This window comes from Pseudomonas kilonensis, from assembly GCF_001269885.1.
Lineage (GTDB): Bacteria > Pseudomonadota > Gammaproteobacteria > Pseudomonadales > Pseudomonadaceae > Aquipseudomonas > Aquipseudomonas kilonensis.
The window spans coordinates 47,167-63,145 of the sequence record NZ_LHVH01000010.1; the positions used below are offsets into that span (position 1 = coordinate 47,167).

Annotated in this window: 13 protein-coding genes; 12 read left to right on the forward strand and 1 reads right to left on the reverse strand. The window is 59.8% G+C overall.

What is annotated here, in order from left to right; translation table 11 throughout:
- Positions 1 to 69: 69 nt before the first annotated feature.
- The 8 genes from grpE (at position 70) to AD662_RS04025 (ending at position 10,547) form a co-directional block, all read left to right on the forward strand.
- Positions 70 to 636: a nucleotide exchange factor GrpE gene (gene grpE / locus AD662_RS03990; protein ID WP_018612879.1), complete on the forward strand. Its 567-nt coding sequence runs from the start codon at positions 70 to 72 to the stop codon at positions 634 to 636.
- A 65-nt stretch (positions 637 to 701) separates the two neighbouring features.
- Entirely contained in the window at positions 702 to 2,654 is a 1,953-nt protein-coding gene (dnaK, locus tag AD662_RS03995; protein WP_256211756.1) for a molecular chaperone DnaK, read from the forward strand.
- Between the two features lie 321 nt (positions 2,655 to 2,975).
- Positions 2,976 to 4,100, forward strand: coding sequence for a molecular chaperone DnaJ (dnaJ, locus tag AD662_RS04000; protein ID WP_014336569.1), 1,125 nt, complete (start codon positions 2,976 to 2,978; stop codon positions 4,098 to 4,100).
- Positions 4,101 to 4,109: 9 nt separating this feature from the next.
- A complete protein-coding gene (gene dapB, locus AD662_RS04005; RefSeq protein WP_014336570.1) occupies positions 4,110 to 4,916 on the forward strand; it encodes a 4-hydroxy-tetrahydrodipicolinate reductase in 807 nt (268 codons plus the stop codon).
- A 255-nt stretch (positions 4,917 to 5,171) separates the two neighbouring features.
- Positions 5,172 to 6,308 carry a glutamine-hydrolyzing carbamoyl-phosphate synthase small subunit gene (gene carA, locus AD662_RS04010; protein WP_018612875.1) on the forward strand — a complete coding sequence of 379 codons (1,137 nt, stop codon included), beginning with the start codon at positions 5,172 to 5,174 and terminating at the stop codon, positions 6,306 to 6,308.
- Positions 6,309 to 6,413: 105 nt separating this feature from the next.
- Positions 6,414 to 9,635 carry a carbamoyl-phosphate synthase large subunit gene (gene carB / locus AD662_RS04015; RefSeq protein ID WP_014336571.1) on the forward strand — a complete coding sequence of 1,074 codons (3,222 nt, stop codon included), beginning with the start codon at positions 6,414 to 6,416 and terminating at the stop codon, positions 9,633 to 9,635.
- A 2-nt stretch (positions 9,636 to 9,637) separates the two neighbouring features.
- Entirely contained in the window at positions 9,638 to 10,114 is a 477-nt protein-coding gene (greA, locus tag AD662_RS04020) for a transcription elongation factor GreA (protein ID WP_027911987.1), read from the forward strand.
- Positions 10,115 to 10,142: 28 nt separating this feature from the next.
- Entirely contained in the window at positions 10,143 to 10,547 is a 405-nt protein-coding gene (locus AD662_RS04025) for a hypothetical protein (protein ID WP_018612870.1), read from the forward strand.
- Positions 10,548 to 10,557: 10 nt separating this feature from the next.
- Here AD662_RS04025 and AD662_RS04030 read toward each other — a convergent pair whose 3' ends face one another.
- Positions 10,558 to 10,866, reverse strand: coding sequence for a YhbY family RNA-binding protein (locus tag AD662_RS04030; RefSeq protein WP_003177852.1), 309 nt, complete (start codon positions 10,864 to 10,866; stop codon positions 10,558 to 10,560).
- Positions 10,867 to 10,971: 105 nt separating this feature from the next.
- On the opposite strand from AD662_RS04030, the gene rlmE reads away from it, so the two are divergent.
- From rlmE to glmM, 4 genes are all read left to right on the forward strand, one after another.
- On the forward strand, positions 10,972 to 11,604 hold the full coding sequence (gene rlmE, locus AD662_RS04035; protein WP_003177853.1) for a 23S rRNA (uridine(2552)-2'-O)-methyltransferase RlmE: 633 nt from the start codon (positions 10,972 to 10,974) through the stop codon (positions 11,602 to 11,604).
- A gap of 200 nt (positions 11,605 to 11,804) precedes the next feature.
- Positions 11,805 to 13,715, forward strand: a complete 1,911-nt coding sequence (gene ftsH / locus AD662_RS04040; RefSeq protein WP_018612866.1) for an ATP-dependent zinc metalloprotease FtsH — start codon at positions 11,805 to 11,807, stop codon at positions 13,713 to 13,715.
- An 8-nt stretch (positions 13,716 to 13,723) separates the two neighbouring features.
- The gene (folP, locus tag AD662_RS04045; RefSeq protein ID WP_053185656.1) at positions 13,724 to 14,575 is read left to right on the forward strand and encodes a dihydropteroate synthase; all 852 of its coding nucleotides are present in this window, start codon (positions 13,724 to 13,726) and stop codon (positions 14,573 to 14,575) included.
- A gap of 16 nt (positions 14,576 to 14,591) precedes the next feature.
- On the forward strand, positions 14,592 to 15,929 hold the full coding sequence (glmM, locus tag AD662_RS04050) for a phosphoglucosamine mutase (protein ID WP_018612862.1): 1,338 nt from the start codon (positions 14,592 to 14,594) through the stop codon (positions 15,927 to 15,929).
- The last annotated feature ends 50 nt before the right edge of the window (positions 15,930 to 15,979 follow it).

Consider the following 15,979-nt stretch of genomic DNA (forward strand, 5'->3'; position numbering starts at 1 on the left):
AAACCCGACCCCATATACCGGGGCAGAAGCGCGAGTCGAGCTCGCGGACGAAGTTGAGAGGAGAAATCTATGGCTGACGAACAGACTCAGGACACGCAAAATCAAGACGCCAATCAGGCTTCCCAGGTTTGCGGTGAAGACCTGGCGGCACGTGTACAAGTGCTCGAGGAGCAACTGGCCGGTGCGCAGGATCAGGCGTTGCGTGTAGCAGCCGACCTGCAGAATGTCCGCCGTCGCGCCGAGCAAGATGTAGAGAAGGCTCATAAATTCGCCCTGGAGCGTTTCGCCGGCGACCTGCTGCCGATCATCGACAGCCTGGAGCGCGGCCTTGAGCTGTCCAACCCGGATGACGAAAACATTCGTCCGATGCGTGAAGGCATCGAGCTGACCCTGAAAATGTTCCAGGACACTCTCAAGCGTTATCAGCTCGAAACCCTTGATCCGCATGGCGAACCGTTCAACGCCGAGCATCACCAGGCCATGGCGATGCAGGAAAGTGCCGACGTCGAGCCAAACAGTGTGCTGAAGGTTTTCCAGAAGGGCTATTTGCTCAACGGTCGCCTGCTGCGCCCGGCCATGGTCGTGGTCAGCAAGACGCCAGCGCCGGTTTCGCCTTCTATTGATGAGCAGGCTTGAAATCGGTCGTAGCGGCCCCATCTATATGTCAAGCGTTTAAGTGCTACCGCAGTTAGCCACCACTGCTGCGGCAACCAAATCCAAGTTCCGGGAGAGTTAACATGGGCAAGATTATCGGTATCGACCTGGGGACCACCAACTCGTGCGTCTCCGTGCTGGAAAACGGCAAGGCCAAAGTCATCGAAAACGCTGAAGGCGCGCGTACCACGCCGTCGATCATCGCTTACGCCAATGATGGCGAGATTCTGGTTGGCCAGTCGGCCAAGCGTCAGGCAGTGACCAATCCGCATAACACCCTGTACGCGGTGAAGCGTCTGATCGGTCGCAAGTTCGACGAAGAAGTCGTCCAGAAAGACATCAAGATGGTGCCTTACAAAATCGCCAAGGCTGACAACGGCGACGCCTGGGTTGAAGTGAACGGCCAGAAAATGGCACCGCCACAGATCTCGGCTGAAATCCTCAAGAAAATGAAGAAAACCGCCGAAGATTACCTCGGCGAAGCGGTGACTGAAGCGGTCATCACTGTTCCTGCCTATTTCAACGACAGCCAGCGCCAGGCGACCAAAGACGCCGGCCGCATCGCGGGCCTGGACGTAAAACGTATCATCAACGAACCAACCGCGGCCGCTCTGGCCTACGGCATGGACAAGGCCAAAGGCGATCACACCGTGATCGTTTACGACCTGGGTGGCGGTACCTTCGACGTCTCCGTGATCGAGATCGCTGAAGTCGATGGCGAGCACCAGTTCGAAGTACTGGCAACCAACGGTGACACGTTCCTCGGTGGTGAAGACTTCGACATCCGCCTGATCGACTACCTCGTCGACGAGTTCAAGAAAGAAAGCGGCATGAACCTCAAGGGTGACCCGCTGGCCATGCAGCGCCTGAAAGAAGCCGCTGAAAAAGCCAAGATCGAACTGTCCTCGAGCCAGTCGACCGACGTGAACCTGCCGTACATCACTGCAGACGCCACCGGTCCTAAGCACCTGAACGTCAAAATCTCCCGCGCCAAGCTCGAAGCGCTGGTGGAAGACCTGGTTCAGCGCACCATCGAACCTTGCCGCATCGCCATGAAAGACGCCGGTATCGACGTTGGTTCGATCAACGACGTGATCCTGGTTGGCGGTCAGACCCGTATGCCACTGGTTCAGAAGCTGGTGACCGATTTCTTCGGTAAAGAAGCACGTAAAGACGTCAACCCTGACGAAGCTGTTGCCATGGGTGCTGCTATCCAGGGCGCGGTATTGGCTGGTGACGTGAAAGACGTTCTGCTGCTCGACGTCAGCCCGCTGACCCTGGGTATCGAAACCATGGGCGGCGTGATGACCGCGCTGATCGAGAAGAACACCACGATTCCTACCAAGAAATCGCAAGTGTTCTCGACGGCCGACGACAACCAGGGCGCAGTGACCATTCACGTACTGCAAGGTGAGCGTAAGCAAGCCGCACAGAACAAGTCCCTGGGCAAGTTCGACCTGGCCGAGATTCCACCAGCACCACGTGGCGTGCCACAAATCGAAGTGACCTTCGACATCGACGCCAACGGCATCCTGCACGTCGGCGCGAAAGACAAGGCTACCGGCAAGACTCAGTCGATCGTGATCAAGGCCAACTCCGGTCTGTCCGAGGAAGAAATTCAGCAGATGGTTCGCGATGCTGAAGTCAACGCCGAGGAAGACCGCAAGTTCGAAGAGCTGGCCAGCGCCCGCAACCAGGGCGATGCCTTGGTGCACTCGACCCGCAAGATGATCGCTGATGCTGGCGAGAAAGTGACCGCGGAAGAGAAAACCGCCATCGAAGCGGCCGTGGTTGCCCTGGAAGCTGCTGTAAAAGGCGACGACAAGGCGGCCATCGAGGCGAAGATCGAAGAGCTGTCCAAGGTCTCCGCGCCAGTGGCTCAGAAGATGTACGCCGAACAGGCTCAGCCTGCCGAAGGCGCGGCTGCGCAGGGCGAATCGGCCGAGAAAGCCGACGACGTCGTTGACGCCGAGTTCGAAGAAGTGAAAGACCACAAGTAATCGCTTGTTGGTCGGCCGGTTGACTGCATTTGTGCGGTGGCTGGTAGGATGTCGCCGCGCGGGAGCTTGCTCCCGCGTTGGCGTGTCTGGAGCTAATGAATTTTTACAGCATGCGACAGTGTTCGGGTGCTGGCGGTGTGTTCGGGAATGCTCCTGCTTTCCGAGCGACATGCACCGCGTTTTGGCCGGGTCCCTGGCTGAAAGAAATATGACCAGGATCGTTGAATTGACGTGAGTTGGGTCCGGGCCTGTATTGGGGCTCAACGAGTTTGGCAAGGTTCAGGAGAGGTTTGCCGGACGTCCATGAGAGTGCAAAGACCAATGGCAAAGCGTGACTTTTACGAAGTATTGGGTGTCGAGCGGGGGGCCAGCGAGGCGGACCTGAAAAAGGCCTATCGTCGCCTGGCGATGAAGCACCACCCGGACCGTAATCCCGACGATAAAGCGTCGGAAGAGATGTTCAAGGAAGCCAACGAGGCTTACGAAGTACTGTCTGATTCCAGCAAGCGCGCGGCGTATGACCAGTACGGGCATGCCGGTGTCGACCCGAGCATGGGCGGCGGCGGTGCCGGTTTTGGCGGCCAGAACTTCTCCGATATTTTCGGTGATGTGTTCAGCGATTTCTTCGGCGGTGGTCGCGGCGGTGCCCGTGGTGGCGCCCAGCGTGGCAGTGACCTGCGCTACACGCTGGAGTTGAACCTGGAAGAAGCGGTGCGCGGTACCACCGTCAATATCCGTGTTCCGACACTGGTCAATTGCAAGCCGTGCGATGGCTCGGGTGCCAAGAAGGGCTCCTCGCCTGTTACCTGCCCAACCTGCGGCGGTATTGGCCAGGTTCGCATGCAGCAGGGCTTCTTCTCGGTGCAGCAGACCTGCCCGCGTTGCCATGGCCAAGGCAAGATCATTTCCGACCCGTGCGACTCCTGCCACGGCGAAGGGCGTGTCGAAGAGTACAAGACGCTGTCGGTCAAAGTGCCGGCCGGTGTCGACACCGGTGACCGCATTCGCCTGTCCGGCGAAGGCGAGGCGGGTGCCCAGGGCGGCCCGACCGGCGATCTGTATGTGGTTATCAACGTGCGCGAACATGCGATTTTCCAGCGCGACGGCAAGCACCTGTTCTGCGAAGTGCCGATCAGCTTCGTCGATGCGGCCTTGGGTGGCGAGCTTGAGATCCCGACCCTCGACGGTCGCGTCAAGCTGAAGATCCCCGAGGGCACGCAGACCGGCAAGCAGTTCCGGATCCGCGGTAAAGGCGTCGCGCCAGTGCGTGGCGGTGGTGCGGGCGACCTGATGTGCCGCGTGGCGGTGGAGACTCCGGTCAACCTGGGTCGGCGTCAGCGTGAGCTGTTGGAAGAGTTCCGCAACTCGCTGGCGGATGACAACAGTCACTCCCCGAAAACCACCGGTTGGTTCGAAGGCGTGAAGCGCTTCTTCGGCGACCTGTAAGGAGTTCGCATGCGACGTATAGCTGTGATGGGTGCTGCGGGGCGCATGGGCAAGGCGCTGGTCGAGGCGGTGCAGCAGCGCTCGCCGCTTTCCGGCCTGACGGCGGCAATCGTTCGGCCCGACAGTACGCTGGTGGGCGCCGATGCTGGTGAGCTGGCCTCGCTGGGGCGTATCGGCGTGCCGATGTCCGGCGGCCTGGAGAAGGTGCTCGACGAGTTCGACGTGCTGATCGACTTCACCCTGCCGGACGTGATGCTGAAAAACCTCGCGATCTGCCGCAAGCACGGCAAGGCCATGGTGATCGGTACGACGGGGTTGGATGCTGCCCAGAAGCAATTGCTGGCCGATGCGGGCAAAGATATTCCGATCGTGTTCGCGGCGAACTTCAGCGTGGGTGTGAACCTGTCGCTGAAGCTGCTGGACATGGCGGCCCGGGTCTTGGGTGACGATGCGGATATCGAAATCATCGAGGCGCATCACCGGCACAAGATCGACGCGCCTTCGGGAACGGCCTTGCGCATGGGCGAAGTGATTGCCGATGCGCTGGGTCGCGATCTGCAGGAAGTGGCCGTGTATGGGCGCCAGGGGCACACCGGTGCGCGTGAGCGCAGCACCATCGGTTTCGCCACTGTGCGCGGCGGTGATGTGGTGGGCGACCACACCGTGCTGTTCGCCACTGAAGGCGAGCGCCTGGAGATCACCCACAAGGCATCGAGCCGGATGACTTTCGCCAAGGGAGCGGTACGTGCCGCGCTGTGGCTGGATGGCCGCGAGCCTGGTTTGTACGATATGCAGGACGTTCTCGACCTGCGTTGATGCCCTTAAGTGCGGGGTTCAGGTTATACTGGGCCCCGTTTTACACCGCTTCGCGACGTCCTGTCGCATTCCCCTGCCTTTAAGGCTCATTAGCGGTGGACCAAAAAAGCCTTTTTCTGTAAGCTACAGCTTTAGTGTGTCCACTAAAAGCGCGCAGAATAATTCAGTGAACAAGCGGGGTGACGTGTCCATACGTCACTCCGCTTTTTTACAATCTGCGATCGCCCTTTCAGGCTTTATTTACGGGAGGTCTTCTTGACTAAGCCAGCCATACTCGCCCTTGCTGATGGCAGCATTTTTCGCGGCGAAGCCATTGGAGCCGACGGTCAGACCGTTGGTGAGGTGGTGTTTAACACCGCAATGACCGGCTATCAGGAAATTCTTACCGATCCTTCCTACGCCCAACAAATCGTTACCCTGACTTACCCGCACATCGGCAACACCGGCACCACGCCGGAAGACGCCGAGTCTGATCGTGTCTGGTCCGCCGGCCTGGTCATCCGTGACTTGCCGCTGGTAGCGAGCAACTGGCGTAACACGATGTCCTTGTCCGACTACCTGAAAGCCAACAACGTCGTGGCGATCGCCGGTATCGACACCCGTCGCCTGACCCGCATCCTTCGGGAAAAAGGCGCGCAGAACGGCTGCATCATGGCCGGCGACAACATTTCCGAAGAAGCCGCCATCGCCGCGGCCCAGGGCTTCCCTGGCCTCAAGGGCATGGACCTGGCGAAAGTCGTCAGCACCAAGAAGCAGTACGAATGGCGCTCCACGGTCTGGGACCTGAAGACCGACAGTCACGCGACGATCGAGGCTTGCGAGCTGCCTTACCACGTAGTGGCCTACGACTACGGCGTCAAGCTGAACATCCTGCGCATGCTGGTCGAGCGTGGTTGCCGCGTCACCGTGGTGCCGGCCCAAACCCCGGCTGCCGACGTCCTGGCCCTCAAGCCCGACGGTGTGTTCCTGTCCAACGGCCCGGGTGACCCGGAGCCTTGCGACTACGCGATCCAGGCGATCAAGGACGTGCTGGAAACCGAGATCCCGGTATTCGGTATCTGCCTCGGTCACCAGCTGCTGGCTCTGGCTTCGGGTGCCAAGACCTTGAAGATGGGCCACGGCCACCACGGTGCCAACCACCCCGTGCAGGACCTGGACACCGGCGTGGTGATGATCACCAGCCAGAACCACGGTTTCGCGGTGGACGAAGCCACCCTGCCGGCCAACGTGCGCGCGATTCACAAGTCGCTGTTCGACGGCACGCTGCAAGGTATCGAGCGTACCGACAAGAGCGCGTTCAGCTTCCAGGGCCACCCTGAAGCCAGCCCGGGCCCGAACGATGTGGCGCCGCTGTTCGATCGCTTCATCAACGAGATGGCCAAGCGACGCTGACCGCGAGAAGCCCGAGGGCGGCCCCGAGCGCGGCGGCCCCTTCGGGCGCTTCAAAGATTGTTCGACGGCCTAGCCGACTGACCTGCGGATTTGAGTGACAAACCCATGCCAAAACGTACAGACATAAAAAGCATCCTGATTCTCGGCGCTGGCCCGATCGTGATCGGCCAGGCCTGCGAATTCGACTACTCCGGCGCCCAGGCCTGTAAAGCCCTGCGCGAAGAGGGCTATCGCGTCATCCTGGTGAACTCCAACCCGGCCACCATCATGACCGACCCGGCCATGGCCGACGCCACCTACATCGAGCCGATCAAGTGGCAGACCGTTGCCAAGATCATCGAGAAGGAGCGCCCGGACGCGCTGCTGCCGACCATGGGCGGCCAGACCGCGCTGAACTGCGCCCTGGACCTGGAACGCGAAGGCGTCCTGGAGAAGTTCGGTGTGGAAATGATCGGCGCCAACGCCGACACCATCGACAAGGCCGAAGACCGTTCGCGCTTCGACAAGGCGATGAAATCCATCGGCCTGGACTGCCCACGCTCGGGCATCGCCCACAGCATGGAAGAGGCCAACGCTGTCCTGGAACGCCTTGGCTTCCCGTGCATCATCCGTCCGTCCTTCACCATGGGCGGCACCGGTGGCGGCATCGCCTACAACCGTGAAGAGTTCGAAGAAATCTGCGCCCGTGGTCTCGACTTGTCGCCGACCAAGGAACTGCTGATCGACGAATCCCTGATCGGCTGGAAAGAATATGAAATGGAAGTTGTCCGCGACAAAAAGGACAACTGCATCATCGTCTGCTCCATCGAGAACTTCGACCCGATGGGCGTGCACACCGGTGACTCGATCACCGTCGCACCAGCCCAGACCCTGACCGACAAGGAATACCAGATCCTGCGTAACGCCTCCCTGGCGGTGCTGCGTGAGATCGGCGTGGAAACCGGCGGCTCCAACGTCCAGTTCGGCATCTGCCCGAACACCGGTCGCATGGTGGTCATCGAGATGAACCCGCGGGTATCCCGTTCGTCGGCCCTGGCGTCCAAGGCCACCGGTTTCCCGATTGCCAAGGTCGCGGCCAAGCTGGCCGTGGGCTACACCCTGGACGAGCTGTCGAACGACATCACCGGCGGCAAGACCCCGGCGTCCTTCGAACCGTCCATCGACTACGTCGTCACCAAGCTGCCACGCTTCGCCTTCGAGAAGTTCGCCAAGGCTGACGCCCGCCTGACCACCCAAATGAAGTCGGTCGGTGAAGTCATGGCCATCGGCCGGACCTTCCAGGAGTCCTTGCAGAAAGCCCTTCGCGGTCTGGAAGTGGGCGTCTGCGGTCTCGATCCGAAGCTGGACCTGGCCGACCCGGAAAGCATGAGTGTGCTCAAGCGCGAGCTGACCGTGCCGGGCGCCGAGCGCATCTGGTACGTGGCCGACGCCTTCCGCGCCGGCATGACCGTCGAGCAGATCTTCGGCATGAACATGATCGACCCTTGGTTCCTGGTGCAGATCGAAGATCTGATCAAGGAAGAAGAGAAGGTCAAGACCCTGGGCATGTCCAGTATCGACCGCGACATGATGTACCGCCTCAAGCGCAAAGGCTTCTCCGACATGCGCCTGGCCAAGCTGCTGGGTGTGACCGAGAAGAGCCTGCGCACGCATCGCCACAAGCTGGAAGTGTTCCCGGTCTACAAGCGCGTCGACACCTGCGCGGCCGAGTTCGCCACCGACACCGCGTACCTGTACTCCACGTACGAAGAAGAGTGCGAAGCCGCGCCATCGACTCGCGACAAGATCATGATCCTGGGTGGCGGTCCTAACCGGATCGGCCAGGGCATCGAGTTCGACTACTGCTGCGTACACGCGGCACTGGCCCTGCGCGATGACGGTTACGAGACCATCATGGTCAACTGCAACCCGGAAACCGTGTCCACCGACTACGACACCTCCGATCGCCTGTACTTCGAGCCAGTGACCCTGGAAGACGTGCTGGAAATCGTCCGCGTCGAGAAGCCAAAAGGCGTGATCGTCCAGTACGGTGGCCAGACCCCGCTGAAACTGGCGCGTGCCCTTGAAGCCGCCGGCGTGCCGATCATTGGCACCAGCCCGGATGCGATCGACCGCGCCGAAGACCGTGAGCGCTTCCAGCAGATGGTCGAGCGCCTGAACCTGCGCCAGCCGCCAAACGCTACCGTGCGCAGCGAAGACGAAGCGATTCGTGCCGCCGCCAAGATCGGTTACCCGCTGGTGGTGCGTCCGTCCTATGTACTGGGCGGTCGTGCGATGGAAATCGTCTATCAGGAAGACGAGCTCAAGCGCTACCTGCGTGAAGCGGTCCAGGTCTCCAACGATAGCCCGGTGCTGCTGGATCACTTCCTCAACTGCGCCATCGAAATGGACGTGGACGCGGTCAGCGACGGCAAGGACGTGGTGATCGGCGCGATCATGCAGCACATCGAACAAGCGGGCGTTCACTCTGGTGACTCCGCTTGCTCGCTGCCGCCTTACTCGCTGCCGGCGCACATCCAGGACGAGATGCGCGAGCAGGTCAAGAAAATGGCCCTGGAACTGGGCGTTATCGGCCTGATGAACGTGCAACTGGCCCTGCAGGGCGAAGACATCTACGTCATCGAAGTCAACCCGCGCGCTTCCCGGACCGTACCGTTCGTCTCCAAGTGCATCGGTGTTTCCCTGGCGATGATCGCTGCACGGGTCATGGCGGGCAAAACCCTGAAGGAACTGAATTTCACCAAGGAAATCATTCCGAACTTCTACAGTGTGAAAGAGGCGGTGTTCCCGTTCGCCAAGTTCCCTGGCGTCGATCCGATCCTCGGCCCAGAGATGAAGTCCACCGGTGAAGTGATGGGTGTGGGCGATACCTTTGGTGAAGCCTTCGCCAAGGCCCAGATGGGTGCCAGCGAAGTGTTGCCGACTGGCGGCACGGCGTTCATCAGCGTGCGTGATGACGACAAGCCACTGGTTGCAGGCGTAGCCCGTGATCTGATCAACTTGGGCTTCGAAGTGGTCGCCACTGCCGGTACTGCCAGGCTGATCGAAGCGGCAGGCCTGAAAGTGCGCCGCGTGAACAAGGTGACCGAGGGGCGTCCGCACGTGGTCGACATGATCAAGAATGACGAAGTCACGCTGATCATCAACACCACCGAAGGTCGCCAGTCGATCGCCGACTCCTACTCCATCCGTCGCAATGCGCTGCAGCACAAGATCTACTGCACCACGACCATTGCTGCGGGCGAAGCGATCTGCGAAGCGCTCAAGTTCGGTCCCGAGAAGACCGTGCGTCGCTTGCAGGATCTACATGCAGGATTGAAGGCATGAGCATAACCAAGTACCCGATGACAGTTCAGGGCGCGAAGGCCCTGGAAGAAGAACACGCTTTCCTGACCAAGGTCGAGCGTCCCCGCTTGAGCCAGGCAATTGGTGAAGCGCGTGAGCTGGGCGATCTCAAGGAAAACGCTGAATACCACGCTGCCCGAGAGGAGCAGGGGATGGTCGAGGCGCGTGTCCGTGATATCGAAGGTCGCATGCAGAATGCGGTGATCATCGATGTCACGACGATCCCGCACACCGGCAAGGTGATCTTTGGCACTACCGTGGAAATCGCCAACGTCGAGACCGATGAAAGCGTCACTTACCAGATCGTGGGAGAGGACGAGGCAGACATCAAGCTCGGCAAGATCTCCGTTGGTTCGCCCATCGCTCGCGCCTTGATTGCCAAGGAAGAGGGCGATGTGGTGGTGGTGAAGACGCCAGGTGGTGTCATCGAGTATGAGATTGTCGAAGTCCGTCACATCTGAACGAAGGTGCCCGCTGCGAGCGGGCGCCATGCTCTGGCAGCTCACCCAGATGTTGTGGGTGGGCGGTGTCTGGTTGTTGCACGTCGGTTTGCTGCCGGTGCTGGGTCGAGTCGGCCTGGCACCGCTGCTCATCGATGAAATCGCAGGCATGCTGACGGCGCTGCTGGTGGGTTTTTCCGCGGCGTGCGTAATGTTTCAGGCTTTGGTGCTGGTTCAGGCCGAGGGCCTTGCCAGTCTATGGCGCGACATTCGTGGGCAATTGTTGCTCATGTCGTTGTACGCGTGCGGGATGTTCTTCGCGGTGCGTCTCGGCTGGCCGGATGCGAGCCAGTGGCAGGCATTCAGTTACCTGGTGCTGGGTTTTTCCGGATTGGTGCTGGTGTTGCAACCGGTTCCCGGCTGGAGTGGCAGGGTGCGCGAAGCACACCCTTGACCCTTTGACATCACTTGAAGCGGTGAACGTTCGACAGTTGCTTGTTGACGCTGAAATTCTTGCGATAAATCAGTGCCATCTTGCCGATGACCTGCACCAGGTCAGCCTTGCCGGTCTTGCACAGTTCGGCAACGGCAGCCAGGCGGGCTTCGCGATCGAGGATGTTGAGCTTGATCTTGATCAGCTCGTGATCGCCCAATGCGCGTTCCAGTTCGGCGAGTACACCTTCAGTCAAACCGTTGTCAGCCACAGTCAAAACCGGTTTCAGATGGTGGCCAATGGATTTGTATTGTTTCTTCTGCTCTTGAGTGAGCGGCATAATCTGACCCCTGCGTCTGATCTTGTAAAAAGCGGCGGCCAGTTTACCCGAGCAAGTCCGGGACCGCCCACTTAATCACGACCCGTTTTATTTTTGAGGTGGCCCGTGGCCCGTTCCAAGACAAGTCTTAAATGGCTGCAAGAGCATTTCAACGACCCATTCGTGAAAATGGCGCAAAAAGACGGGTATCGTTCCCGTGCCAGCTACAAGCTGCTGGAGATTCAGGAAAGAGACCGTTTGATCCGTCCAGGCATGAGCGTGATCGACTTGGGCGCCGCCCCAGGTGGCTGGTCCCAAGTGACCAGTCGTCTGATTGGTGGGCAAGGCACCCTGATCGCTTCCGATATCCTGGAAATGGACAGCATCCCGGATGTGACCTTCATTCAGGGCGACTTTACCGAGGACGCCGTACTGGCGCAGATCCTTGAAGCGGTTGGAAAAAACGAGGTGGACCTTGTGATTTCCGATATGGCCCCCAATATGAGTGGACTGGCATCTGTTGATATGCCGCGATCGATGTTCCTGTGCGAGTTGGCACTGGATCTTGCGACTCGGGTGTTGAAGCCAGGTGGTGATTTTTTGATCAAGGTCTTCCAGGGTGAAGGCTTCGACGAATACCACAAGAGCGTGCGCAAGCAGTTCGAGAAGGTCACGACGCGCAAGCCGAAATCATCGCGTGATCGCTCCCGTGAGCAGTACCTGCTGGGCCGTGGTTTCCGTGGTCGCAGTGAGGAATAAGAGGTTTTTCGACCGGGGCGATAGGTTTTTCGTATTTCGTCCCGTGAGCATTAGCGAATACTGTGTAGAAAGTGTTTCACAAAGGGTTACAGACGGCGCCTGCCAGAGTCGTAGGTAATGTAGTAAGTTAGGCCGGTGAATATCATGCGAAGCACGCGCCAGTAGCGGAGCTTGCTTCAGAGGGTAGTTAATTGAACGATATGGCAAAGAATCTGATCCTGTGGTTGATCATCGCCGCTGTCCTTGTGACCGTGATGAACAACTTCTCCAGTCCTAACGAGCCGCAGACCCTCAACTATTCCGACTTCATCCAGCAGGTCAAGGATGGCAAGGTCGAGCGTGTAGCCGTTGATGGCTATGTGATTACCGGCAAGCGCACCGATGGCGACAGCTTCAAGACCATTCGTCCGGCAATCCAGGACAATGGCCTGATCGGCGACCTGGTGGACAACCGTGTCGTGGTCGAAGGCAAGCAGCCTGAGCAGCAAAGCATCTGGACCCAGCTCCTGGTCGCCAGCTTCCCTATCCTGGTGATCATCGCCGTGTTCATGTTCTTCATGCGCCAGATGCAGGGTGGCGGTGGAGGCAAGGGCGGGCCGATGAGCTTTGGCAAGAGCAAGGCTCGGCTGCTTTCCGAAGACCAGGTGAAAACCACCCTGGCCGACGTCGCAGGTTGCGACGAAGCCAAGGAAGAAGTGGGCGAGCTGGTCGAGTTCCTGCGTGATCCGGGCAAGTTCCAGCGTCTGGGCGGCCGTATCCCGCGCGGCGTACTGATGGTGGGCCCACCAGGTACTGGTAAAACCTTGCTGGCCAAGGCGATTGCCGGTGAAGCCAAGGTGCCGTTCTTCACGATTTCCGGTTCCGACTTCGTCGAAATGTTCGTCGGCGTGGGCGCCAGTCGTGTTCGCGATATGTTCGAGCAGGCCAAGAAACACGCGCCATGCATCATCTTCATCGACGAAATCGACGCCGTCGGTCGCCACCGTGGCGCCGGCATGGGTGGCGGTCACGACGAGCGTGAACAGACCCTCAACCAGTTGCTGGTCGAGATGGACGGTTTCGAAATGAACGACGGCATCATCGTGATTGCCGCCACCAACCGTCCTGACGTACTTGACCCTGCGCTGCTGCGTCCAGGTCGTTTCGACCGCCAGGTCGTGGTGGGGCTGCCGGATATTCGCGGCCGCGAGCAGATCCTCAAGGTTCATATGCGCAAGGTGCCAATGGGTGACGACGTCGCCCCGGCAGTCATCGCGCGTGGTACGCCAGGCTTTTCCGGCGCCGACCTTGCGAACCTGGTCAACGAAGCGTCGCTGTTCGCTGCTCGTACCGGCAAGCGCGTCGTGGAAATGAAGGAATTCGAGCTGGCCAAGGACAAGATCATGATGGGCGCGGAGCGCAAATCCATGGTCATGTCGGAGAAAGAAAAGCAGAACACTGCGTATCACGAGGCGGGTCACGCGATCGTCGGTCGTGTCGTGCCTGAGCATGATCCGGTCTACAAGGTCTCGATCATCCCGCGTGGTCGTGCCCTGGGCGTGACCATGTTCCTGCCGGAAGAAGATCGCTACAGCTTGTCCAAGCGTGCATTGATCAGCCAGATCTGTTCGTTGTACGGCGGCCGTATCGCTGAAGAGATGACGCTGGGCTTCGACGGTGTGACCACTGGCGCGTCCAACGACATCATGCGTGCGAGTCAGATCGCCCGGAATATGGTCACCAAGTGGGGCCTGTCCGAGAAGTTGGGGCCGCTGATGTATGCCGAAGAAGAGGGGGAAGTATTCCTCGGTCGTGGTGGCGGTGGCCAGCATGCAAGCTTCTCTGGCGAAACGGCCAAGCTGATCGATTCCGAAGTGCGCAGCATCATCGACCAGTGCTACGGCACAGCCCGGCAGATTCTCACGGACAACCGTGACAAGCTCGATGCCATGGCCGATGCCCTGATGAAGTACGAAACCATCGATGCCGAGCAGATTGACGACATCATGGCGGGTCGCGTACCTCGCGAGCCTCGTGACTGGTCGGGTGGTACTGGAACCTCCGGTACACCTCCGGCTGTACAGGGTGAGCGTCCGGAAACACCGATTGGCGGTCCGGCCGCTGATGTCTAAGGCTTGAAATGACTTCTGTTCAGTCCTCGACCCGGTTGCCTTGCGGCAACCGGGTTCTTGATTTGGCCCATGCGCATGTCATGGGCATTCTCAATGTCACACCTGATTCCTTTTCCGATGGTGGTCGATTCAGCCAGCTCGATGCTGCGCTGCGGCATGCCGAGGCCATGGTGGTCGCGGGCGCAACGCTGATCGATGTGGGTGGTGAATCGACCCGGCCGGGCGCACGTGCGGTCTCGCCTACCGAAGAGTTGGAGCGAGTGGCGCCGATTGTCGAGCGTATCCATCGCGAACTTGATGTCATTATCTCGGTCGATACGTCCACGCCTGCGGTCATGCGTGAGACTGCGCGGCTGGGGGCGGGCCTGATCAATGATGTTCGGTCCCTGCAGCGCGATGGAGCCCTGGATGCGGCGGCGGCCACCGGGTTGCCGGTGTGCCTGATGCATATGCTCGGTGAGCCGGGGACCATGCAGAATGACCCGCACTATGATGATGTAACCAGGGAGGTGAGTGAATTCCTGGCGGAGCGTCTGGGTCAGTGTGCCGCCGCGGGAATTCCCGCCGAGCGGATCATTCTTGACCCCGGGTTCGGCTTTGCCAAGACTCTGGCTCACAACCTGAGCCTGTTCAAGCATATGGAAGCCTTGCATGCCCTGGGGCGGCCCCTGTTGGTTGGGGTCTCGCGAAAGAGCATGATAGGCAATGCCTTGGGCCGCCCGGTGGGCGAGCGCCTGTATGGCGGTCTCGCCCTTGCGGCCTTGGCCCTTGCCAAAGGTGCACGCATATTGCGCGTGCACGATGTAGCCGAGACGATGGATGTCGTGCGGATGATCGCAGCTGTGGATTCAGCCGAATAAGAATGACGGAGCACTTATGAGCAAGAAATACTTTGGCACCGACGGTATTCGTGGTCGGGTCGGCGAATACCCTATTACCCCTGATTTCATGCTCAAGCTCGGCTGGGCGGCCGGCATGGCGTTCCGCAAAATGGGCGCGTGCAAGGTGCTGGTCGGCAAGGACACGCGAATTTCCGGCTACATGTTCGAATCGGCACTCGAAGCCGGCCTGACATCGGCGGGTGCCGATGTGATGCTGCTGGGCCCGATGCCGACGCCAGCCATTGCCTACCTGACGCGTACGTTCCAGGCCCAGGCAGGCATCGTGATCAGTGCCTCGCACAACCCGCATGATGACAACGGCATCAAGTTCTTCTCCGGCCAGGGTACCAAGCTGCCGGATGATATCGAGCTGATGATCGAAGAGCTGCTGGACACGCCGATGACTGTGGTTGAGTCGAGCAAGATCGGCAAAGTGTCGCGGATCAACGATGCGTCGGGTCGCTACATCGAGTTCTGCAAAGGCAGTGTGCCGACCGGCACCAGTTTTTCCGGCCTGAAAATCGTCGTCGATTGCGCACACGGGGCAACCTATAAGGTCGCGCCGAGCGTCTTTCGCGAGCTGGGCGCCGAGGTGGTGGTGCTTTCCGCCCAGCCTAATGGCCTGAACATCAATGACAACTGTGGTTCCACCCATACCGAGGCGTTGCAGGCTGCGGTGCTGGCCGAGCAGGCTGATCTGGGGATCGCTTTCGATGGCGACGGTGATCGGGTCCTGATGGTTGACCATACCGGTACGGTCGTCGATGGTGACGAGCTGCTGTTCATCATTGCTCGCGACCTGCATGGGCGTGGCAAGCTGCAGGGCGGCGTGGTCGGTACGTTGATGAGCAACCTCGGCCTTGAACTGGCCCTGGCGGACCTGGATATCCCGTTCGTGCGGGCTAACGTGGGTGACCGCTACGTGATTTCGGAGCTGTTGGAGCGCAACTGGGTGATCGGGGGCGAGAACTCCGGCCACATCGTGTGCTTCGACCATACCACCACGGGTGATGCGATCATCGCGGCCCTGCAAGTGCTGATGGCACTCAAGGCGCGTAACGAAGGGCTCGCACAGTCGCGCCAGGCATTGCGCAAATGCCCGCAAGTGTTGATCAACGTGCGTTTCGGTGGCGGTGTAAATCCTCTCGAGCATGCGAAGGTCAAGCAGGCCAGTGAGCGTGTGACGCAGGCAATGGCCGGGCGTGGGCGCGTGTTGTTGCGCAAGTCCGGCACAGAGCCTTTGGTGCGTGTCATGGTCGAAGGAGAGGATGAAGCGCAAGTTCGCGGTTATGCCGAAGAGCTGGCAAAACTGGTTACTGAAGTTTCTGCCTGAATTCGGCTTGCCAGTCATGAATCGGTTGGGTAACATCTGCGCCCACTTTG

Bases quoted from the DNA above. Each gene is read 5' to 3' on its own strand.
- folP (WP_053185656.1), top strand. From the start codon at position 13,724: ATGACTTCTGTTCAGTCCTCGACCCGGTTGCCTTGCGGCAACCGGGTT.
- ftsH (WP_018612866.1), top strand. From the start codon at position 11,805: ATGGCAAAGAATCTGATCCTGTGGTTGATCATCGCCGCTGTCCTTGTG.
- AD662_RS04025 (WP_018612870.1), top strand. From the start codon at position 10,143: ATGCTCTGGCAGCTCACCCAGATGTTGTGGGTGGGCGGTGTCTGGTTG.
- AD662_RS04030 (WP_003177852.1), bottom strand. From the start codon at position 10,866: ATGCCGCTCACTCAAGAGCAGAAGAAACAATACAAATCCATTGGCCAC.
- carB (WP_014336571.1), top strand. From the start codon at position 6,414: ATGCCAAAACGTACAGACATAAAAAGCATCCTGATTCTCGGCGCTGGC.
- grpE (WP_018612879.1), top strand. From the start codon at position 70: ATGGCTGACGAACAGACTCAGGACACGCAAAATCAAGACGCCAATCAG.
- dnaJ (WP_014336569.1), top strand. From the start codon at position 2,976: ATGGCAAAGCGTGACTTTTACGAAGTATTGGGTGTCGAGCGGGGGGCC.
- dapB (WP_014336570.1), top strand. From the start codon at position 4,110: ATGCGACGTATAGCTGTGATGGGTGCTGCGGGGCGCATGGGCAAGGCG.
- glmM (WP_018612862.1), top strand. From the start codon at position 14,592: ATGAGCAAGAAATACTTTGGCACCGACGGTATTCGTGGTCGGGTCGGC.